The organism is Ectobacillus sp. OTK (assembly GCF_059698935.1).
In genome coordinates, this window is record NZ_AP048547.1 from 4,694,006 (window position 1) to 4,716,834 (window position 22,829).

The 22,829-nt window shown below is 42.6% G+C and carries 19 protein-coding genes; 1 reads left to right on the forward strand and 18 read right to left on the reverse strand.

Annotated features, from left to right (window positions below; genetic code table 11):
* Nucleotides 1–201: 201 nt before the first annotated feature.
* The 12 genes from AC6HZ4_RS23265 to AC6HZ4_RS23320 all read right to left on the reverse strand — a co-directional run bounded on the left by AC6HZ4_RS23265 (nucleotide 202) and on the right by AC6HZ4_RS23320 (nucleotide 15,145).
* Nucleotides 202–1,230, reverse strand: coding sequence for a glyceraldehyde-3-phosphate dehydrogenase (locus AC6HZ4_RS23265; protein ID WP_497492208.1), 1,029 nt, complete (start codon nucleotides 1,228–1,230; stop codon nucleotides 202–204).
* Between the two features lie 109 nt (nucleotides 1,231–1,339).
* Complete coding sequence (gene coaE, locus AC6HZ4_RS23270) at nucleotides 1,340–1,942, reverse strand: dephospho-CoA kinase (RefSeq protein ID WP_497492209.1); 603 nt, start codon at nucleotides 1,940–1,942, stop codon at nucleotides 1,340–1,342.
* A 449-nt stretch (nucleotides 1,943–2,391) separates the two neighbouring features.
* Nucleotides 2,392–3,027, reverse strand: coding sequence for a sporulation membrane protein YtaF (gene ytaF / locus AC6HZ4_RS23275; RefSeq protein WP_497492211.1), 636 nt, complete (start codon nucleotides 3,025–3,027; stop codon nucleotides 2,392–2,394).
* Nucleotides 3,028–3,128: 101 nt separating this feature from the next.
* Nucleotides 3,129–3,965, reverse strand: coding sequence for a DNA-formamidopyrimidine glycosylase (mutM, locus tag AC6HZ4_RS23280; RefSeq protein WP_497492212.1), 837 nt, complete (start codon nucleotides 3,963–3,965; stop codon nucleotides 3,129–3,131).
* A gap of 156 nt (nucleotides 3,966–4,121) precedes the next feature.
* Nucleotides 4,122–6,752: a DNA polymerase I gene (polA, locus tag AC6HZ4_RS23285; RefSeq protein ID WP_497492213.1), complete on the reverse strand. Its 2,631-nt coding sequence runs from the start codon at nucleotides 6,750–6,752 to the stop codon at nucleotides 4,122–4,124.
* 399 nt (nucleotides 6,753–7,151) lie between these two features.
* Entirely contained in the window at nucleotides 7,152–8,909 is a 1,758-nt protein-coding gene (gene pnpS, locus AC6HZ4_RS23290; protein WP_497492214.1) for a two-component system histidine kinase PnpS, read from the reverse strand.
* On the reverse strand, nucleotides 8,902–9,618 hold the full coding sequence (locus tag AC6HZ4_RS23295) for a winged helix-turn-helix domain-containing protein (protein ID WP_497492215.1): 717 nt from the start codon (nucleotides 9,616–9,618) through the stop codon (nucleotides 8,902–8,904). The genes pnpS and AC6HZ4_RS23295 overlap by 8 nt, the downstream gene beginning before the upstream one ends.
* Before the next feature lie 194 nt (nucleotides 9,619–9,812).
* Nucleotides 9,813–10,730, reverse strand: a complete 918-nt coding sequence (epsC, locus tag AC6HZ4_RS23300) for a serine O-acetyltransferase EpsC (RefSeq protein ID WP_497492216.1) — start codon at nucleotides 10,728–10,730, stop codon at nucleotides 9,813–9,815.
* Between the two features lie 214 nt (nucleotides 10,731–10,944).
* On the reverse strand, nucleotides 10,945–11,883 hold the full coding sequence (gene mdh / locus AC6HZ4_RS23305) for a malate dehydrogenase (protein ID WP_497492217.1): 939 nt from the start codon (nucleotides 11,881–11,883) through the stop codon (nucleotides 10,945–10,947).
* Nucleotides 11,884–11,906: 23 nt separating this feature from the next.
* A complete protein-coding gene (icd, locus tag AC6HZ4_RS23310) occupies nucleotides 11,907–13,211 on the reverse strand; it encodes an NADP-dependent isocitrate dehydrogenase (RefSeq protein ID WP_497495824.1) in 1,305 nt (434 codons plus the stop codon).
* 122 nt (nucleotides 13,212–13,333) lie between these two features.
* Entirely contained in the window at nucleotides 13,334–14,452 is a 1,119-nt protein-coding gene (citZ, locus tag AC6HZ4_RS23315; RefSeq protein WP_497492218.1) for a citrate synthase, read from the reverse strand.
* A gap of 231 nt (nucleotides 14,453–14,683) precedes the next feature.
* The gene (locus AC6HZ4_RS23320) at nucleotides 14,684–15,145 is read right to left on the reverse strand and encodes a DUF441 domain-containing protein (protein WP_497492219.1); all 462 of its coding nucleotides are present in this window, start codon (nucleotides 15,143–15,145) and stop codon (nucleotides 14,684–14,686) included.
* Nucleotides 15,146–15,337: 192 nt separating this feature from the next.
* Between AC6HZ4_RS23320 and ytvI the strand changes: the two genes are divergently transcribed.
* Nucleotides 15,338–16,438, forward strand: coding sequence for a sporulation integral membrane protein YtvI (gene ytvI, locus AC6HZ4_RS23325; RefSeq protein ID WP_497492220.1), 1,101 nt, complete (start codon nucleotides 15,338–15,340; stop codon nucleotides 16,436–16,438).
* 43 nt (nucleotides 16,439–16,481) lie between these two features.
* Here the strand turns inward: ytvI and AC6HZ4_RS23330 are convergent, their stop codons facing one another.
* The 6 genes from AC6HZ4_RS23330 to AC6HZ4_RS23355 form a co-directional block, all read right to left on the reverse strand.
* On the reverse strand, nucleotides 16,482–16,874 hold the full coding sequence (locus tag AC6HZ4_RS23330; RefSeq protein WP_497492221.1) for an FxsA family protein: 393 nt from the start codon (nucleotides 16,872–16,874) through the stop codon (nucleotides 16,482–16,484).
* A gap of 137 nt (nucleotides 16,875–17,011) precedes the next feature.
* Nucleotides 17,012–18,769, reverse strand: coding sequence for a pyruvate kinase (gene pyk, locus AC6HZ4_RS23335; RefSeq protein ID WP_497492222.1), 1,758 nt, complete (start codon nucleotides 18,767–18,769; stop codon nucleotides 17,012–17,014).
* Nucleotides 18,770–18,835: 66 nt separating this feature from the next.
* Complete coding sequence (gene pfkA / locus AC6HZ4_RS23340; protein WP_497492223.1) at nucleotides 18,836–19,795, reverse strand: 6-phosphofructokinase; 960 nt, start codon at nucleotides 19,793–19,795, stop codon at nucleotides 18,836–18,838.
* Nucleotides 19,796–20,276: 481 nt separating this feature from the next.
* Nucleotides 20,277–21,251, reverse strand: a complete 975-nt coding sequence (accA, locus tag AC6HZ4_RS23345; RefSeq protein ID WP_497492224.1) for an acetyl-CoA carboxylase carboxyl transferase subunit alpha — start codon at nucleotides 21,249–21,251, stop codon at nucleotides 20,277–20,279.
* Nucleotides 21,239–22,108, reverse strand: a complete 870-nt coding sequence (gene accD / locus AC6HZ4_RS23350; protein WP_497492225.1) for an acetyl-CoA carboxylase, carboxyltransferase subunit beta — start codon at nucleotides 22,106–22,108, stop codon at nucleotides 21,239–21,241. The genes accA and accD overlap by 13 nt, the downstream gene beginning before the upstream one ends.
* 133 nt (nucleotides 22,109–22,241) lie before the next feature.
* On the reverse strand, nucleotides 22,242–22,823 hold the full coding sequence (locus AC6HZ4_RS23355; RefSeq protein WP_497495825.1) for a FadR/GntR family transcriptional regulator: 582 nt from the start codon (nucleotides 22,821–22,823) through the stop codon (nucleotides 22,242–22,244).
* Nucleotides 22,824–22,829: the final 6 nt, after the last annotated feature.

Below are 22,829 nucleotides of genomic sequence, written 5' to 3' on the forward strand. Positions count from 1 at the left end.
CATGGAGCATACTGAAAAAAAAATGATTACTAACAAGGAACAAAAACGATTGTCATTTTTATATTTGTATGTATTAATTCTTAATTTCAATAAAAATATATGTAATGCTTCAACAAAGAGATCGCGCATCTAGAGCATACAGTCCGTTTGAGCAAAACAAAAAACGTCTGCAGATTTTTTCTGCAGACGTTTAACGGCCTTCTAAGCAGGCTGCGCCTTCGCTCTCTTCGTGAATTGTGCAGTGACAATCCCTACAAGATCCACAACACGTCGAGAGTAGCCCCATTCATTATCGTACCACGCAAGCACCTTTACTTTACGATTTCCTATTACCATAGTGGATAGACCATCAATAATCGCGGAGCTTGCATTTGTATTAAAGTCCACTGATACGAGCGGTTCGTCACAAAACTCGATAATCCCCATCATGGAACCGCCAGAGACAGCCCGAAACGCGTTGTTAACATCCTCGGCGGTAACATCACGCTTTACGTCAACGACAAGATCAACGAGCGAAACATTTGGTGTTGGTACGCGAAGCGCCATACCGTGAAGCTTACCGGACAAGTGAGGAAGAACCTTGGATAATGCTTTTGCTGCTCCTGTTGTTGTTGGAATAATAGACTGTGCACAAGCTCGGGCTCTGCGCAAATCCTTATGTGGATTGTCAATGTTCTTTTGGTCATTCGTATATGCGTGAACAGTTGTCATTAGACCGTTTTCAATGCCAAACTGCTCATCAAGAACCTTTACGACAGGTGCCAGGCAATTGGTTGTACAAGAAGCATTAGAAATGACAATATGCTGTGCAATATCAAGCTGCTCATCATTAACCCCTACTACAACTGTAATATCCTCATCTTTTCCTGGTGCCGTTAAAATGATATTCTTTGCTCCCGCCCGGACATGGTCAATCGCTTTTTCCTTCGAGTTGAATTTTCCTGTTGCTTCAATCACAATATCAATGCCGAGCTCCTTCCAAGGAAGCAGCTTTGGATCACGTTCACTCAGTAAACGCACCATTTTTCCATCGACTAATAAATGATCCTCGAACGCTTCCACTGTTCCGTCAAATTTTCCGTGTATTGTGTCATATTTAATTAAATGGGCTAATGTTTCAGCAGGATAGCTGGCATTAATTGCTGTAATTTCAAATGCACCTTCTTTAATAGCTTGACGAAACACCATTCTACCAATACGACCAAATCCATTAATCGCCACACGTACCATTATTATAAGCCCCTCTCAATTATGTTATACTATTAATCCTTATCCCCATGAATAGTATAACATAAATAAAGAGGCAGTCACTAAAAATTTCATTTTTTTAGCTATTTTCTTATATTTTGAGTGACCATTTTTCTAAAATGTTAACCAATTGGGCTTTTGTATGTTCTATTGTGCCATTATTATTAATGACCTCATCCGCCAATGCTACCTTTTGTGCTAAAGGCATTTGCGAAGAAATGCGCGCCCTCGCTTCTTCTTCCGTCAAATGATTACGCTGCATGAGCCTATGTAATTGTACATCCTCATCTACATATATAAGCAGCACCTTATGTACAAGCGAGGTTAGCTTGCTCTCAAACAGAAGCGGAATATCGAGAACAACTGCTCTCTCCCCTTGTCCAATATACGTTTCCTTTTGCCTATTCATCTCCATACGGATAGCAGGGTGGACAATACTGTTCAGAAGCAATCGTTTTTCCTCATTATGAAATACAATGCTTCCGAGCTTTGGGCGGTCAATCTCTCCATTTACCTGTAAAATTTCTTGTCCAAAGGCATCAACAATCCCCTTATATGCTTCCTTTCCTGGCTCCACTACTTTCCTCGCAATGATATCTGCATCAATTATAGGGATATGAAAATCACGCAGCATGGCAGAAACAGTGCTTTTTCCGCTTGCAATGCCTCCTGTTAATCCAATCACAATTGTCATATAGCATCTCTCCTGTCATTTTATACCTATATTATACTCCATCATTCTACAAGCTTATCTAAGAACAGCGAACACAGCCCGCTTACTATCGCAGTTCGGGCGGAGCTTACTCAAAGAAGTATTCCATGTGTTTCTCGCTGCAGAAGGCACTTTTTGCCTTTTGTATTGGCTCTTTTCTAAAGAATTATTGCTGCAGGAATAAAAGAGCGTGCTTCGCTTCGATATAAGCAAGAGGCAAAAGCAACATATCCGTGAAAACAACCTTTGTACTAGGGGGTTGTTCTGAAAACCAGAGCAGACGACAACACTCCAAAAAACTATGATTTCTCATTCCTAAAAAAAGAGGTGATCAACAAGAGAAAAAATCTCCTCTTCTGATTCACCTCATACATATTAAGTATAGAAAATTATTTCAAGCTGATATAGTTTTCTCACAACACTTCCCCTTGCTACATTTTCCAAATACCAATAATAATAAGCAAAACACCTGGTAAAAAAGTCAAGCGCTGCAGCCATGAAGTACCGGAAAACCACATGCCAACCTTTATGCCTACTGTTAAAAATATAGAGCTCATCACTGCAACAAGTATAGCAAGAATGACTGGAGAAAATCCAAGCAATGAAGCTCCAATCCCAGCTCCAAAGGAATCTAACGATAGTGCCAATCCAAGCATAAGCGCCTCAATGCCGGAAATTGTACCCGATTTGTCAAAATCGGCCATCGTCGGCTTTCGCAAAATTTGAATGACAATCCCAAGGGAACGGATTTCCAGATTCCATACTGTTGTTTCCTCTGTTGGCTGCTCTTCCTTTTTGTCTTCTTGGAAAAATTGATACAGCACCCATGCGCCAATCCCAATAAGAACAATCCCCCCAATCCTTGTTGCGAAAGCAGGAGAAAAGATTTGGGCAATGAGATGACCAATTCCCATAGAAAAGATCATTACGGCTGCCGAACAAAAAGATATCACAATAATCGATTTTATCGGAATCCTCACCTTTCTCAGCCCATACGTAAGGCCTACGCTGCAGCTGTCTAGGCTTAGCGTCAATGCCAAAAGAAATAAAGCAACATAGTGGTGCATCGTCAGGCTCCTTTCCATATGTCCGACTTTCCCGTTAGGATAAGGGGAAAGCATTGTTTACGTTCATATGGTGTATATATATGACAAAAGCCTATCCGATGTTATTGTCCCTTTCGATTTTGACAAATTGGGCAATAGTGTGTACCTCGTCCCCCAACAACTGTTTTCTCAATTGGTGTTCCGCATGATAAGCAAGACTCTCCTTTTCGCCCGTAGACGTACAGACTTTTTTGAAACGTTCCAATTTGCCCTTGGGAATTGATATATGACCGAATGGTGCTGCCCCCTTTTTCCACCGCTTCCGCTAAAGTTGCAACAATTTCCTTCCGCATTGCCTCAACTTCGGAAGCCTTCAAGGAAGACGCCTCTCGTTCTGGGTGAATGCGAGAACGAAATAGCACTTCATCTACATAAATATTTCCTAGTCCAACAAGTATGCGCTGATCAAGCAGGACCGCCTTAATTTTCCGATTCGTTTTTTTTAGCTTCTCCATCAAATACGCCGCAGTCAGCTCATCTGAGAAGGGCTCCGGCCCCAAATCGGAAAGAGAAGGGCAAAGATGCTCCTCTCCCTTTTTATACATATGCATTGTTCCAAATTTACGAACATCATTGTAGTGAAGCTCCGTTCCGTCCGTAAACTGAAATCGTACATGTGTATGCTTGTCGACAGGATCACTCGCATCGTGCAGGCGGTATTTCCCTTCCATACGCAAATGTGAGACGAGCGTATAATGCGTCAAATCAATCAACAAAAACTTCCCTCTTCGTCGTACTCCTTCAATAACTTCCCCCTTTAACATCTCTTGAAATAGCTTAACGTCATCGGGCTCCTTCACAAGCTTTCCATATGTCACCATTACATCTTCAATTTGCTTTCCTTTGACAAGCATCTCTAATGTTTGTCTCACCGTTTCTACCTCTGGCAGTTCAGGCATATTCATCACATCCTTGCTTTGTTGTCATAAACCTTCTATAGAGAGGAAATGCGATGCATGCAATACAGATAACGCCATAAGGGCGTTCCTTCCTCACCCTCCGTCAGCTCCTAAACAAAACTCCCCCACAAATGGAGGGAGTTTTATCACAGTGCTTTACTTTGCATCGTACCATGTTGGACCATAGGAGTAGTCCACCTTTAATGGAACGGATAACTCAACCGCATGCTCCATCACTTCCGGAACAAGCTTCTCCAGCCTTTCAATCTCTTCCTTCGGAGCCTCAAAAATCAATTCATCATGCACCTGAAGCAAGAGGCGCGCAGTTAGCTTTTCCTCCTGCAGACGCTTAAACATCACAATCATAGCCCTTTTAATAATATCAGCCGCACTTCCTTGAATAGGCGTATTCATAGCAGTACGCTCTGCAAAGCTTCGTAAATTAAAGTTACGGCTCGTAATTTCAGGAATATAGCGGCGGCGATTCAATAACGTTGTTACATACCCCATTTGCTTCGCTTCCTGTACAATGCTATCCATATACTCCTTTACACCAGGAAAGCTTCGAAAGTATGTTTCAATAAAATCAGCAGCCGCTTTTCTTGTGATGCCAAGATTTTGTGATAAGCCGTAGTCGCTGATCCCGTATACAATTCCGAAGTTTACCGCCTTCGCTTGACGCCTCATATTAGACGTTACTTCATCCTGACTTACGCCAAATACGTCCATCGCAGTTTTCGTATGAACATCCATATCATGCAAAAACGCATCCATTAAGCCTTTATCCCTGGCAATATGAGCAAGAACACGCAGCTCGATTTGCGAATAATCCGCTGCAAATATAACCCATCCTTCCTGTGATGGAATGAATGCTTCACGAATTTTCCGTCCTTCCTCAAGCCGAATCGGAATATTTTGCAGATTCGGCTCCGTCGAGCTTAAACGCCCTGTTTGCGTTAGCGCCTGCTGAAAGCGCGTATGGATTTTGGAGGAGTCACTATGCACAACCTTGAGCAGCCCCTCAATATAAGTCGAATATAGCTTTCCAAGCTGGCGGTAATGCAAGATTTTCGGAACGATTTCATGATGGTCAATTAACTTCTCAAGCACATCTGCTGAAGTCGAATAGCCTGTTTTTGTTTTCTTAAACACCGGCAAATTGAGCTTTTCAAATAAAATAACCCCAAGCTGCTTTGGTGAGTTAATATTAAATTCACTGCCTGCAAGCTCATGAATTTCTTTTTCAATCGCCTGCAGCTGTACAGACAATTCCTCTCCCATACGCAGCAAACGATTCGTGTCCACCTTCACTCCCATAAACTCCATTTCTCCAAGCACACGAGATAATGGCAGCTCTAAATCTGTAAACAGCTCATACTGTTCATTCTTTTGCAATTCCTCAATAAATGATGCTCTCACCTCATATAGCACTCGAGACTTGCGCGCCACGTGCTCGGATAGAACCTCTTGATTTGGAACCGCGCGCTTCGCTCCTTTGCCATACACCTCTTCATCTGATTTCACCGCATGAGCTTCCTTCATTTTTGCAACAGCGCGAAAATCCTTATCCGTCTCAGACGGGTCAAGCAAATAAGCAGCAAGAAGCAAGTCGAAATCAATTCCTCTTAACTCTAAGCCCTTCCACTTTAGAGCAACCATTGCCCGCTTCGCATCGAACGTGCTTTTTTTCACGCTATCATCAGCAAGCCATTCTCGAAAGCGTCCTGAGCCCATTCCAACTTCAGCGGGGATAAAATAGCTGCCCACCTCATTTGTAATGCCAAAGCCCTGAATCGCAGCGCCGTGGTAGTTCTCCTCCTGCACCTCAACAATTACAGCACTTCCGCTTCGCAGTATGTCCTCATTTACTTCCTCTACAATTGTAAACGACAGCTCATCCAACACCGTTTCCGCCGCTTCTCCTGAAGGTTGCAGCTTATCCAGTAAGGAGTTGAATCCTAATTGCTTGAAAAGAGGGATTACATCCTCCTGCTCATACCCTTTGTATGCAATGTCTTGTAAATGAACTGTGATTGGCGCTTCTGTATAAATTGTTGCCAGTTCCTTGCTCATGAAGGCCTGATGCTTATTTTCCTCTAGCTTTTCCTTTAGCTTTTTTCCGCTTACACTGTCTAAGTTGTCGTACAGCTTTTCTATTGTTCCAAATTCCTTGAGCAGCTTAATTGCCGTTTTTTCTCCTACACCAGGTACACCCGGAATGTTATCAGATTGATCACCCATTAAGCCTTTCATATCAATAATTTGATTCGGCTCAAGCGATAGTCTTTCAAACAATGTTGCCGGCGTGTATTCATCGACTTCTGTAATACCTTTTCTTGTAATCAATACGCTCGTATGCTCCGATACAAGCTGAATAAGGTCACGGTCTCCTGAAATGACTCTTACTTCAGCCCCTTCAGCATCCGCTTCCTTAGCCAATGTACCGATAATATCGTCCGCTTCATAGTTTTCAAGCTCATAGCGGGAAATTTGAAGGCTATCAAGAAGTTCCCGAATAAACGGAAATTGCTCTGATAGCTCCGGCGGCGTTTTTTGACGCCCTCCCTTATATTCTCCGAAGGTTTTATGACGGAATGTTGTTTTTCCTGCATCAAATGCAACGAGCATATGTGTCGGTTTCTCTTCTTCGAGAATTCGCATCAGCATCATCGTAAAGCCGTACACGGCATTTGTATGTATTCCCTTATCATTGCTAAGCAGCGGCAGCGCAAAAAAAGCGCGGTATGCAATGCTGTTGCCGTCAATTAATACTACTTTTTTCTTCAAGATATGCAAACCTCCCCATTTCATAACATAACTGATATAAAAGAAAAAACCGTCCTTTCTCTTCTCTATATTAGCATGACCTAACGAGAGAAGGAAAATAACGGTTCGATAAAAGTATATATACGCAGGATTTTTTAAGAACATCTACCGGTTAGGGAGACTTCGGGTGAAAACAAAGACACAGGTGCACTTATATTTTATACTCACAATTCCCCACTATGCCGAACAGTTTCCCTGCTGAAAACTTACACTTTTTTAAAGCACAAAAAAGACGGCGGAAACAGGAAGTCGCGTTCCCGCCTTGAATTACTCCTTGGATGAAGGGGTTTTCGTTAATCAGAATAACAGATTTTTATTAACATAGAATGAACGTATTGTTAATATAGTGTAAACCACCTGTTAATTCTGTTTCTTACGCAGCATCACCGTAAAGGTAGTACCGACCCCTACATCACTTTCTACTGTAATGAGACCGCGATGCGCTTCGACAAGATGCTTTACGATGGACAGACCAAGACCTGTACCGCCCGTATTGCGGCTACGCGCTTTGTCCACGCGGTAAAATCGTTCAAAAATCCGCGGAATTTCAGCCTTCTCAATACCGATTCCTGTATCCGATACTTTTACGCTCACCCAATGAGGAGATACCTCAAGAGAGACAACTACCCTTCCTCCTGCTGGCGTATATACAATTGCATTACTGATTAAGTTTAGAAAAATCTGCTTCAGCCGATGCGGATCACCGGGAATGCTGGCGGCTTCAGCCGCTTGCAGCTGCAAATCAATTGTTTTGTCAGCTGCTTTTCCTTTTAGCATAAACACGATCTCCTCAAGCAGCATGTTTAAGTCTACATCACCCATTTGCAGCTTAAAGCCTTGCTGCTCAATTTTGGATAAATCCAATAAATCCGCAATCAGATTTTGCATTCGATCGCTTTCCTTCAAAATAATGGTTAAAAAATATTCCCGCAGCTTTCGGTCCTCCATCGCTCCGTCAAGCAGCGTTTCAGAAAATCCTTTGATAGAAGTAATCGGCGTTTTCAGCTCATGAGATACATTAGCTAAAAAATCCTTTCGCATTTGCTCCAATCGTTTCAGCTCAGTAATGTCATGGAAAACAAGAATAATCCCCTTCCACTCATGATTTGTCCCGATGATCGGTGCGCCGTATACCTCAAAATGCTTGCGCTCAATCCGAAGCGGCAGCAGCATTTGCTTGCGCACCTTTACTTCCGTCATGAAAATCTCTTCTACAAGCTCAATAATTTCTTTGTGATCAAATGCTTCATAATATAGACGATCCAAATATTGCTCATTTGTTGCATGAAATGTTTCCTTGTATGACCGATTTACAAGGCTGACATATCCTCGGCTGTCAATTAAAATCATGCCGCTTCCCATGTTTTCAATAAGCGTATGCAAACGGTCCTGCTGCATTTCCTGTGCTAATGTCATTTCCTGTAAATTCCGTGCTAGAATATTGATTGCCTGACTCAGCATGCCCGTTTCATCGGCACGATTTTCATATGCACGAGCCTTGTAATTTCCTTTCGCAAGCTCAATAGCGACCCTCGTCGCCGATTCAATCGGTTTCGTATACTTAGCAGTAATTCTTAGTCCTAATAAAAAGATGACGATAAATGCAACGAAAAAGCTGCCAATGAGCAGGCCCCATATTTTTTGCTGAAGATATGAAAATGAGTTCATAGACAAATATACCACTAAATACGCCTCATCATAGCGCCTATCGCTCAGTAATACTCCATAATAATACGTATCGTTGCCTGTATACCTCATTTCTACATCTTGAGGCTTGTCCTTTAAATCTGACAAAAGCTTTTGAATGGCTTCCGCATCATCCTTATGCTTCTTTTCCTCTGAACCATATAATAGCTTCCCTTTTAGATCTAATAGGGTAATGTTTACCTTTAGATTATCCTGTATCTGGATTAGGGTCTCTGGGTGGAGCAATGTCTCATGAATTCCTGTTTCCTCTAAAACAGAGGCAGTATATCGAAGCTCTCTTTCCATTCGTTCATTGAAGTTATCAATGTAAAAACCTTTAAAAAGCTGACTAAGCAGCAGCCCCAATCCAACAAGGGCCCCAACAATCAGCGAAATCAAAGTAAAAAGAAGCTTCGCACGAAACTTATTCATCGACCTTTGGCTCCTCCAGCTTATACCCTAGTCCACGAATTGTTTTAATATAAGCCGGCTTTTTCGTATTCTTCTCGATTTTATCGCGCAAATGGCTAATGTGCACATCCACAATGCGAGTATCTCCGGCAAAATCATAATTCCACACAGCGCTTAACAGCTGATCGCGTGTTAACACACGCCCCTTATGCTTAGCCAGATAGACAAGAAGCTCAAATTCCTTAGGCGTTAACTCCAGCTTCTCTCCCCGGAAGTACGCTTCGTAATACTCCGGCATAATTTTTAAATCAGCGATCATAATGCGACTCGTATCCTGCTCTTCCTGTACATTCTCGTCACTTAGTCTCGTCCGACGCAAAATCGCTTTCACACGCGCCACAACCTCTCTAGGGCTGAACGGCTTTGTCATATAGTCGTCTGCACCTAACTCCAGACCCAGTACCTTATCAAATTCATCGTCTTTGGCAGTCAGCATCAGAATTGGTGTCATAATACGCTGCAGCCGAAGCTCCTTGCATACTTCCATTCCATCCAGTTTCGGCAGCATTAAATCTAATATAATTAAATCCGGATTCTCCTCCGTTGCTTTACGAAGACCTTCTGCTCCATCCATAGCGGTGATGACCTCAAATCCAGCTTGCTGTAAATTAAACTCAATTAACGTTAAGATAAACTCCTCATCATCCACTACTAAAATACGATTGCTCATTCTATTCCTCCAGATTAAAAAGTAAAACCCCTCTTCATCCAAGTAGTGTTTGTATATTTTATTAATTGTATCATACTAGAAAACAAATAATTGCTCAATCCAAAGCCTCAAAGCACAGATACTGTCTAGACAGGATATATTGTTGAAATCGATAGAAGGATACTTTTATCTCCGATATAGGAATAGCTGTATATTTATTTTGGAACGCTTTGTTTAATAATCGGAGACGGTTGGGAATTATATACCTGTGAAAACGGCGGTACAGAATGAGTAAGCCAAACATTGCCGCCAATCGTAGAATCATGGCCTACCACTGTATCTCCGCCAAGAATCGTAGCCCCAGCATAAATGACAACCCCATCCTCGATTTCAGGGTGCCTTTTAACTCCTTTTATTGGATTGCCATTCTCATCAAGCGGAAAACTTTTTGCTCCGAGCGTCACGCCTTGATATATTTTTACATTCTTCCCAATAATGCAGGTCTCACCAATTACAACACCCGTCCCATGATCAATAAAGAAGCTTTCTCCGATTTTAGCGCCTGGATGAATATCGATTCCCGTTAGTTGATGAGCATATTCTGACATCATTCTCGGGATGAGCGGTACATTCATCTCATATAATACGTGCGCGATTCTGTATATACTAATAGCCTCGATAGAAGGATAGCTTAACAAGATTTCCTCTGTATTTAATGCTGCCGGGTCTCCATTATAAGCAGCCTCAATATCTGTATTTAAGGTTTCACGTATTTCAGGCAGTTGGCTAATCAGATGAATCGTAATTTCATTTGCACGATCTCTTCGTTCGGCTAATGTTTTATACTTCATCGCACATTCATTCTTAAAGGCCTTCTCGATTAAGTTACTCAAATCTACGGCAGCATTTCGGATTCGGTTCCCAATTAGAATATTCGCTCTCGTCTCATCAATAGGATAGTTTTCGTACACCCCTGGAAATAGCGCAGAGCGTAAATGAAATAGCACTTTATATACAATCTCTTTACCGGCAAATCCGATTGTCTTTTCTTTAAAAAAATGATCCATATTAATTTTTTCTAGCTTTTGTGCCACCTCAGGCATGTCGCGATTTAACCAGTTGTTTAATTCCATTGCAGTGCTCCTTTTAATCAAAATGTTTCTTGATACAAAGCATCTCTTTATATCCTTTATGCTAAAGCTTTCAGCATTCTTATTCAACTAAAAAATACGAAAATTCGGACCCCTTCCTAGTCCATTTTTTCTCAATAAAGGATAGCACCTGAAAATTTTTCAAGTAAAAGAAAAAAGATTCGGGGAAACCCCGAATCTTTTTTCCGAATTATAATTAAGCAAGAACCTTCATTACATTGCGTACAGCTTCTACGGAACGGTCAAGAGCTGCTTTTTCTTCATCAAGAAGATCAAGCTCAATAATCTTTTCAATTCCGTTTCCGCCAAGAATAACAGGAACACCTAAGTATAAATCGCTATAGCCATACTCGCCTTCTAAGTAGGCAATAGCCGGCAATACGCGACGTTGGTCTTTTAAGATCGCTTCTGTCATTTCAACAAGAGAAGCAGCTGGAGCGTAGTATGCGCTGCCGTTTCCTAAAAGGTTTACGATTTCACCGCCGCCTTTACGCGTGCGCTCTACGATCGCATCTAAACGATCTTTTGGAATTAATGTTTCAAGCGGAATACCGCCAGCATAGGAATAACGCACAAGCGGAACCATTTCGTCACCATGGCCGCCTAACACGAAGCCTGTTACATCCTTTACAGACAGATTTAGCTCTTGCGCTACGAACGTACGGAAACGAGCTGTGTCAAGAACGCCAGATTGCCCAATCACGCGCTCTTTCGGAAGGCCAGACTCCTTAAAGATTGTATAAGTCATAGCATCAACCGGATTTGTTAAAACAACAATGATGGCATTTGGAGAATACTTCACGATTTCTTGTGCTACGCTCTTCATGATTTTGGAGTTTGTTGCAACAAGATCATCACGGCTCATACCAGGCTTACGCGCGATACCCGCAGTGACTACAACTACATCGGAATCAGCAGTGTCCGCATAGTTGGAAGTACCAATAATATTCGCATCAAAGCCTTGTACCGGGCTTGCTTCAAGCATGTCCAACGCTTTTCCTTTTGTAGGATTTTCTAATGGTGCAATATCAACCAATACTACATCTGCTAATTCCTTTTGTGCTAATAGGAATGCTGTTGTTGCTCCAGTAAAGCCTGCACCGATGACAGAAACCTTTTTACGTTTAATTGTCATGAGAAATTCCCCCGCCCTCTTGTTTACGCGTTTACTTGAACCGCGTCCATGTTTTTAATCAATTCATCTCCGAACTCAGAGCATTTTACTTCTGTCGCACCGTCCATTAAACGTGCGAAATCGTATGTTACTACTTTAGATGCAATTGTTTTCTCCATGGAGCTTGTGATTAAGTTTGCTGCTTCATTCCAGCCAAGGTGTTCAAGCATTAGTACACCTGAAAGAATAACAGAAGATGGATTCACTTTATCAAGGCCAGCATACTTCGGAGCCGTGCCGTGCGTTGCTTCGAAAATAGCATGTCCCGTTACATAGTTAATGTTAGCACCAGGCGCGATACCAATGCCGCCTACTTGCGCTGCTAATGCATCAGAAATATAGTCGCCATTTAAGTTCATTGTTGCTACTACGTCGAATTCTTTCGGACGAGTTAGGATTTGTTGTAAGAAGATATCCGCAATAGAATCCTTCACAATAATTTTGCCAGCTGCTTCTGCTGCTGCCTGCGCCTCGTTAGCTGCTTGCTTGCCTTGCTCTTCTACAAGACGATCGTATTGTGCCCAAGTGAACACCTTGTCGCCGAACTCTTGCTCAGCCACTTCATAGCCCCAGTTCTTGAACGCACCTTCTGTAAACTTCATAATATTTCCTTTATGAACAAGCGTTACAGATTTACGGCCGTGATCTACTGCATATTGGATAGCAGCGCGAACCAAGCGCTTTGTTCCTTCTTCAGAAACAGGCTTAATACCAATACCGGATGTTTCAGGGAAACGGATTTTCTTTACGCCCATTTCATTTTGTAAGAATTCAAGTACCTTTTGTACTTCTGCAGAACCTTTTTGATACTCAATACCTGCATAGATGTCCTCTGTATTTTCACGGAAGATTACCATATCAGTGTCTTCTGGACGCTTTACAGGGGACGGAACACCGTCAAAATAACGAACAGGACGTAAGCATACGTACAAGTCAAGCTCTTGGCGCAATGCTACGTTTAGAGAGCGAATACCGCCGCCTACCGGAGTTGTTAGAGGGCCTTTAATCGCAAGCAAGTACTCATCAATTACATCTAGCGTTTCTTGAGGAAGCCACTCACCTGTTTGATTGAAAGCCTTCTCTCCCGCAAGTACTTCCTTCCAAACAATTTTCTTTTCGCCTTTATATGCTTTTTCAACTGCTGCATCTAATACGCGTACAGATGCTGCCCAAATATCTGGACCTGTTCCATCTCCTTCAATGAAAGGAATAACTGGATTGTTTGGTACGTTCAGTACACCGTTCGTTACTGTAATTTTTTCACCTGTAGTCAATGTGATTACCTCCATATTTATAAAATATGTATGAAACAGACTAGAGACCCGCAAGCGGGTCCTAATCAATCTCAATAGCTGGTTTTCCTATTTCCATTATTCAGTCTGCCCGAAACAGGCAAAATCCCAAACGGAAATTACGCTCTTTGATCAATTGCCACGTATGTTTGGTGCGTTGGACCTGTATAGTCCGCACGTGGACGGATAAGACGGTTGTTTTCATATTGCTCAAGAATGTGAGCAAGCCAGCCAGACATGCGGCTTACCGCGAAGATTGGCGTAAATAAATCATGATCAATTCCTAAGCAATGGTACACAGAAGCAGAGTAGAAGTCTACATTCGGCGGCAAATTCTTGGAAGATGTTACGATATCTTCAATTTGCAAAGACATTTCATACCATTTTGTTTCTCCAGTAATTGCAGCTAACTGTTTAGACATTTCTTTTAAGTGCTTCGCACGCGGATCTCCGCTTCGGTATACGCGGTGTCCAAAGCCCATAATCTTTACTTTATTGTTTAAGGCATTTAAGATGTACGGCTCAACGTTTTCCACATCGCCAATTTCCATAAGCATCTTCATTACGTTTTCATTTGCACCGCCATGAAGAGGGCCTTTTAACGCACCCAGTGCAGCTGTAATGCCAGAATACACATCAGAAAGCGTCGCCACGCATACGCGTGCCGTAAATGTCGATGCATTTAGCTCATGATCAGCATGCAGAACGAGCGCTTTGTCAAATGCTTGGATCTCGATTTCATTCGGCTCTCTGTTATTCAGCATGTACAAAAAGTTAGCTGCAAAGCCGAGTTTGGGATTTGGTGCAATTGGCTCTAAGCCTTTGCGGATACGAGAATATGCAGCTACAATTGTTGAAACCTGCGCCTGCAGTTTAACCGCTTTCAAATAATTGGATTTTCCGTCCATTGCTTCCGCACTTTCGTCGTATAACGATAGCATGGAAATAACTGTGCGTAGAACAGACATTGGATGGGCTGTATCTAATTTTGTTGCTTTTAAATATGCAATAACTTCTGCAGGAATCTGCGCGTTAGCAGCTAGCTGAGCTTTTAGCTCCTCCAGTTCTGCCTTATTCGGAAGCTTGCGGTGCCATAGTAAGTACACAACCTCTTCAAATGAAGCATTCTCTGCCAAGTCATCGATCGTATAGCCTACATACGTTAAAGTATCATCAATAATAGAGCTAATCGATGAGGTTGTGGCTACTACCCCTTCAAGACCTCGAGTAACTGCCATAGTAATCTCTCCTTTTCCACAGATTTCTCCCCAACCCTGAAGTGCCTAGAGGAAAAATAACACGACATAAAACAATGCAGCCTGGCATTGTTTTATGTTGGTGCTACTTTTCCACCATACAATTTTCATTGCCGGTATATCCTGGGCACTCCCTTACGTACCATTATAAACAATTATCTGACTTTTGTGAATGAAAAGAATTCATATATTTTATATCAGGATAAAATCACTCTACCTTAACATTTGTACCATATGCAGAACCATATACGCAATACCCGCTCCAATAAGCGGTCCAACCGCGACCCCGTTAAAAAGCGCAACAGCTATCACTGTTCCAAGCACAAGAGCTGTTGTAATATGAGGATCGCTTGCAAGCAGGTTCAGCCCTCCCTTAGCCAGCAGTGCCACAGCAATACCGGACGCTAGTGCAATCCAAGCATAATAGGATTTTACCGCCTCCGTCAACTGCCTGAAGCCAATTTCTCCAGAGGCGATAGGAACGAGAACAGCAATCGTAATAATGGTTACGCCAAAATTAATTCCTTTCTGTTGTAAATACGGAAATAATTTCTCTCCAAGGGATGTCCACTTCACGAGGAGAAGTACAAGCACGGCAATGGTAAGCGATTGATTTTTCGCAAGTAAGCCGATAACGAGTAAAATGAATAAAAATAAAACAGATTGACTAAACATAAATTTTTACCCTTTCCTATAAAAATAATATTTTACAAATACTTTAAGAAATATTAGGAAAATCTTGCCTGAGAGCGGCTTTTTTTTCTCCTTAATACCATGTAAAATAAGAAGTGGGAAAAACTACATCTCCCCATATTATAAAAAATATACTCCGAACAGGAGGAATGCTCCATTTTAAATCGAGATTACATGAACATAGTACTTCGGCTTATTTTTGTAGCAGCATCCATAGTGGTTGGATTGTATGCTCTCTTTTATATTTCAAGCCTGGTATATCCATTTATTGTTGCCCTTTGTTTAGCATATGCGATGAATCCGATCGTCGATGTTCTCGAGCAAAGGCTTCGCTTCCCGCGATCGCTTGCCGTATTCGTAACGCTCATCCTTGTATTCGGTGCAGTAGTAGGGCTTGTCATTCTTCTCGTAACGGAGGCTATCGCTGCCGCTACGTACTTGCTTGAGATTTTGCCAAATCAATTCCCGAAGCTTGTTGCATATGTACAGAATATCATTGTTCATAATATTATGCCGCTATATGAGGATTTAGCTACAAGGTTTAATCGTCTTGGGGAAACACAGCAAAATACAATCTCATCTAATATTCAAAATCTGGGCGCGGATCTCACACAAAAAGCGCAAGATTTACTTACAGCCATTTTAAGCGGATTGACCAACTTTTTACGTGTTCTTCCAACAACAGCAACTGTTCTGATTTTTATTTTGCTTGCCACATTTTTTATTAGCAACGATTGGCACAAAATTGGGCGTGGTGTAAAACGCATACTGCCAACACGCATTCACGTATATAGCGAAACCATTTTCGGTGATTTACGTAAAGCGCTCCTCGGCTTCATTAAAGCGCAATTCACGCTTGTCTCGATGACAACCATTATTGTACTCATCGGATTGCTCGTTTTACGCGTACCATATGCTATTACAATTGCTATTGTAACTGGAATTGTGGACCTATTACCGTACCTTGGAACAGGGGCAGTATTTGTACCATGGATCTTATACGCCTACTTTACAGGCAGTACCCCGCTTGCTGTCGGCCTTCTTGTTTTATATATTGTCGTCATCGTACAGCGGCAAATCATGGAACCAAAGGTATTATCTTCAAACATCGGTCTCGACCCGCTCCCAACACTCATTGCGCTTTTTGTTGGATTTAAGCTATATGGTTTTCTTGGCCTTATTATCGGCCCAGTGACGCTCGTTCTTCTTAAAACATTGTATGACGCGAATGTATTTCGCGATCTTTGGCGTTTTATTAAAGGCACTAAAGCATAGCTTTCCTTATAAAAAGCGATTCGGACTGTTGCCGAATCGCTTTTTATTTCCAAATAATCGTCTGTTTATTTTGCTTTATTTTCTTCTCAACCCATTTTATGACCCAGTATTTAACAATCTTTCTTGTAGCCGGGAGCAGAAGAAAAAAGCCGATAATGTCGGTCGCATAGCCCGGTGTAAGCAGCAATGTTCCTCCAATCAAAATACATCCCCCATCCAAAAGGGATTCCGTTGGCATTTGACCGCGGCTCAGACGATACTGAATATCCCGCAGAACTGCTACCCCTTGCTTCTTCGCCAAATATGCCCCAACGATGCCCGTTACCATAATCATCAAAAATGTCGGCCAGATACCAATCAAATGGCTCGATGCTACAAGCAGCACAACCTCCAAAGCAGGCACAGCAATAAATAACAGGACAAGAAACTTTACCACGATTTTCCCCTCCTATAAAGAAAACTAGCCGATTGTCGAGCCGGCAGGCGAAGACAGAGGCGTAGTTGCACTTTGTTCCTAAAATTTTCTGCAAGTGTGAAAAAAGGAGAGATATTACTCTCTCCCTTTTTAATCCCTTATAGAACTACTGCATGTCCGTTATAGACAATACCGCGTGCTGCATCAACCGTTACTTCCTGACCGTCCTTTAAAACAGAAATAGCATTATTTACGCCTACGATAACCGGAATCCCGATAGATACGCCTACAACAGCTGCATGGCTTGTTAAACCGCCTTCTTCAATTACAAGTGCGCTTGCTTGTTCAATTGCCGGCATCATATCCTTATCAGTGCTAGTTGTAACTAAAATAGCTCCAGGTTGCATCTTTGCGATTGCTTCTTCAGCTGTTTTCGCAACAACAACTCGTCCTTTGCTGCTTTTGCGGCCAATACCTTGTCCTTTAACAATTTGCTCGCCTACAACATGAACCTTCATTAAGTTCGTTGTTCCTGTTTCACCAATCGGCACACCTGCGGTAATTACAACTGTATCTCCTGATTTAACAAGACCTGTTTCTTTTGATGCTTGAATTGCACCCTCAAGCATTTCATCTGTAGAATATACAGCATCTTGTGCTAAATATGCCTGTACACCCCATACAAGTGCAAGCTTGCGGCATACACGGTCATCTGAAGAAACAGCAATAATCGGAGATTTCGGACGATACTTAGAAATCATTTTTGCTGTATGACCGCTCTCTGTAGGCGCTACAATTGCTGCCACATCTAAAGAAAGAGCTGTATGTGCAACCGATTGACAAATCGCATCTGCAATCGTTGAGCGTACTTCCTTAATACGTTTACGGAAAATATCTTGATACCCTAGAGACTTTTCTACACGAGTCGCAATTGTTGCCATCATTTTAACTGATTCAACAGGATATTGTCCTGCAGCCGTTTCACCGGAAAGCATAATGGCATCTGTACCGTCAAAAATTGCGTTTGCTACGTCACTTGCTTCTGCGCGTGTCGGACGCGGGTTGCGTTGCATGCTGTCAAGCATTTGTGTTGCTGTAATAACTGGTTTTCCTTGAAGATTACACTTTTTAATCAGGCTCTTTTGTACGAGCGGTACTTCTTCCGGCGGAATTTCTACACCCATGTCGCCGCGGGCAACCATAAGACCATCGGAAACCTCTAGAATAGCATCGATATTATCAATACCCTCTTGATTTTCGATTTTCGGAATGATTTGGATATGCTTCGCGCCTTGTTCTGCTAACAGTTCACGAATTTCTAAAACATCGGATGCCTTACGCACGAAGGAAGCAGCGATAAAATCTACACCTTGCTCAACACCAAAAAGAATGTCTTGTACATCTTTTTCAGTAATACCAGGCAGCTTAATGCTTACATTTGGTACGTTGACACCCTTTTTATTTTTCACAAGACCGCTATTTAATACTTTCGTACGAATCTCGCCGTTCGCTTTACCAATAACCTGTAATTCGATCAAACCATCATCAATTAAAATACGTGATCCTGTATCAACATCGTCGTACAATCCTGTATATGATACTGAGAATTTTTCTGCTGTTCCTAAAACTGGCTCCATGGAAATAATTACTTCTGAACCTGTTGTTAATTCAGCTTGTCCATTCTCAAAGTCGTGCGTACGAATTTCAGGTCCCTTTGTATCAAGCAAAATTGCAACCGTTTTTCCTGTTTGCTTTGCTGCCTCACGAATATTAGCAATACGTGCCCCGTGCTCTTCATGACTGCCGTGCGAGAAATTCAAACGAGCAACATTCATACCCGCTTCCATGAGCTGCTTTAATTTTTCAATACTTTCACTTGCCGGTCCAATAGTACATACTATTTTCGTCTTACGCATACAATACCTCCGCTTATTTATGGAAACGTTCCCAATTTTGACGTAACAAATTCGAATTATGCCCTACTAAATAGATAATTCCTGAGATAATCGATACATACCTTCATCAATTGTGTGCTTTTGCGCTAACGCTTCAATAATATCATGGTCCACAAGCTTATTGTTTTGAATACCGACGCAACGGCCGCCCTTTCCTTCTAAGAGAAGCTCAACAGCTCTCGCACCTAAACGGCTGGCTAACACACGGTCAAATGCGCTTGGAGAACCGCCGCGCTGTACATGACCCAATACTGTTACACGTGTTTCAAGCTTTGTTGCCTCTTCAATTCTCTTACCGATATCGATCGCACTGCCTACCCCTTCAGCAACTACGATAATGCTGTGCTTCTTGCCGCGCTCGTGACCGCGCTTTAAACGTGAAATGATGTCTTCCATATCATAGTCTACTTCTGGAACCAGAATTGTTTCTGCACCATCCGCTAAACCGGCCCAAAGCGCAATATCCCCAGCATGTCGACCCATAACTTCAATCACATATGTACGTTCATGAGAAGTTGCTGTATCACGAATTTTATCAATTGCGTCAATTACTGTATTCAGCGCTGTATCAAAACCAATTGTAAAATCAGTACCCGGAATGTCATTATCAATCGTTCCTGGAACGCCTACACAAGGAAAACCATGCTCTGTTAGCTTTTTTGCTCCTTGGTACGAACCGTCGCCGCCAATTACAACAAGTCCTTCAATACCGAATTTTTTTAATTGCTCAATGCCCTTCATCTGTCCTTCCAATGTTCTAAATTCTGGACATCTCGCTGAGTACAGCTTCGTTCCTCCGCGATGAATAATGTCACCAACAGAACCAAGCTCTAGTTTTTCGATATGACCTGAAATGAGACCTGAGTATCCATGATACACACCGTACACTTCCAGGTCATGATAAATTGCTTTGCGGACAACTGCGCGCACAGCAGCATTCATTCCCGGCGAATCTCCGCCGCTAGTCAAAACTCCAATACGTTTCATCTGCAATCACCTCGAAAGTTTATTTGCCCTATAATAAAATACCACGAAAAATTATGGAAATACAATGGGAAGATGCGTATTTAAGAAGAAAAAACGTGCATTCTCAGAAAGGAACGCACGCTTTTTCTTCTATAGATTAAGAAAGTATCGCTTTTTGAGGCATTATCTAGCTCCGGCGCCCAAACCCTCGCAGCCAAATAACCTTCACACAAAAGGAAAAAAGCACCTTTCATGGCAAAGAAGCTTCTATGAACAGCTTCGCGTTTTGTGCGTGGATTGTTTGCTTATCGTGGCTAATCAAAGGCGCCTCCACTTTTCTTAATGTCTAGCGTACGCGGCATGCTCCAATCTCCAGAATAACCTCCGTCACAAAAGGCAAAAATCGCCTTGTGTGACGGAGAACATTCTTCCGCAGGAGCAAAGTCTAGCCGTATCCATGCCTCTGTCTTCACCTAACGGCTCGCAAATCAGAGAGTTTTCTTTATTGTGCCCAAATCGATTCTTCAGAAAACGAAATTTGGCCCATTTTCATATACTTCTCGTAACGCTGTTCAAGAAGCTCTTCTTTAGTCATCTGCTTCAGCTTCTCTAGCGACTGCTCTAGCACTCCATCAATGAGCTCTGCCTGCTGCTTTACGTCACGATGTGCTCCGCCGCGCACCTCTGGGATAATTTCATCAATCACGCCCAGACGCTTCAAATCCGCTGCTGTAATCCCCATCGCTTCTGCCGCTTCCTTTGCTTTACTTGCATCTTTCCAAAGAATAGCCGCAGCTCCTTCTGGAGAAATAACAGAGTAAGTTGAATTTTCCAGCATATGCACATAATTTCCAACACCAAGACCTAACGCACCGCCGCTTCCACCTTCACCAATGACAATGCAAACAATCGGAACGGTTAGACCAGCCATCTCAAACAAGTTACGCGCAATTGCTTCACTTTGTCCGCGCTCCTCTGCTGCCTTTCCAGGATACGCACCCTTCGTATCAATAAAGCAAACAACTGGCCGCTTAAACTTTTCAGCCTGCTTCATTAAGCGAAGTGCCTTTCGATAGCCTTCCGGATGCGGCATGCCAAAGTTGCGGCGAATATTTTCCTTCGTATCCTTCCCGCGCTGATGTCCAATCACCGTTATTGGAGTTCCTTTGTATTTGGCAATTCCCCCAACAATAGCAGCATCATCTCCGAAAGCCCGGTCACCATGGCACTCAAAAAAGTCTGTAAATATATGCTCAATATAATCCAAGGTAGTCGGACGCTCTGGATGACGAGCCGTCTGTACTCGATCCCACACCTTCATATTGCCGTATACTTCATTCTCCAAATTCTCAAGTTTCGCCTCTAGAATACGAATTTCCTCGCTAAAGTCCATTTGGCTGTTGTTCGTGTACTCCTTCAGTTCGCGAATTTTATTTCGCAGCTGGACAATCGGCTTTTCAAACTCTAATTCTGCCAATGCTCCGTCCCTCCTACATGATGAATTCCTATAATCTTGCTCAATGTTTCCTTCATATCAAGACGGTTCACCACTGCATCTAATTGCCCATGCTGAAGCAAAAATTCTGCCGTTTGAAAATCCTCTGGCAGTTCCTCGCGCACCGTTTGCTGAATGACGCGCCGCCCTGCAAAACCAATAAGAGCACCCGGCTCCGCTAAGTTATAATCTCCAAGTGATGCAAAACTTGCTGAAACACCGCCCGTAGTTGGGTGAGTCATAATAGAAATGATAAGGCCTCCATCTTCGCTAAATCGCTTTAGGGCGGCACTTGTTTTTGCCATTTGCATCAGACTCAATACCCCTTCTTGCATTCTTGCACCGCCCGATGCCGTGAAAATAAGGAACGGTACTTGCAGCTCCCGCGCTTTTTCGATAGCACGCGCGATTTTCTCTCCCACGACTGAACCCATGCTCCCCATGCGAAAGCGCGAATCCATTACAGCGACAACAACAAGCATCCCATCAATTGTTCCCTCTCCGGTTACAATCGCTTCATTGAGCTTCGTTCGTTTGCGGTCTCCCTCCAGTTTTTCCTCATAGCCTTCAAATTGGAGCGGATTCGCCGAAATCATTTCCTGATCATATTCTAAAAACGTTTGTTCATCAAGCAGGCTGTCTAACCGCTCCCACGCATTCATCGGATGGTGATAGCCGCAATTTGCGCACACCTTTAGGTTTTTTAGAAGCTCTTTCGTATACATAATTTTTTTACACTGCGGACATTTTGTCATAAGACCGTCCGGTACATCTCTTCTCATTTGCTCTGAAGGAATTGCTGCGTATTTCTTTTTCTTAATAAACAAATCTCTTAGCACATTACCCCTCCTTTGTAGTTGGATACAGCTTTATCCGAATCTAGAAATAAGCTGACCGTTCTCTTTACTTTAAACATTGCTAAATAGAATGTTTGTCACAACATGTCAAGGCCGCTTCGACAAATTCCAAAGCTTACATGTGCAACAGGATTATTTTTGAAATCTCCTCGTAACAATGCAGCATCTGTTCTATATCCTTGTTTTCTATTGCTCTATAAATTTCCTTGTAATAGGTTATATCTTCCAACGGCACTTCAACTTTACAAGAAAATGTCGCTGCATACTCGCTCACAATAAGCCAAATACGGTATAGCAGGTAATTGTTCGTAAGCTCAACAGCCTGCTTAAAAAACGCTTGATGAAAAATGAATAAGGACGTTTCATCAGAGGAAAGAAGCTGTGAGAGCGGCAGAAGCTGTTCCTCTGTTTTGCCAATCAGAAGGCTTAATACATCTCGCTCGAGCAGCATCTTCACCTGCAGCAGGTCCTGCTTTGTCTTTTCGTCCTGCAGCAAAAACGTTGCAATCAGCTGCACAAGACCGTTCTCATAAAAATGCTTCACAAACGTTCCCTCGCCGCGGCGCGTTTCAATTAAACCGACAAGCTCCAGTGCACGAAGTGCCTCACGCACAGAGGAACGCCCGACGTTCAGGCGTGCACTCAGTTCTCTTTCTGAAGGAAGACGGTCACCAGCCTTAAGGCCATCTTCCTCCATAATGGA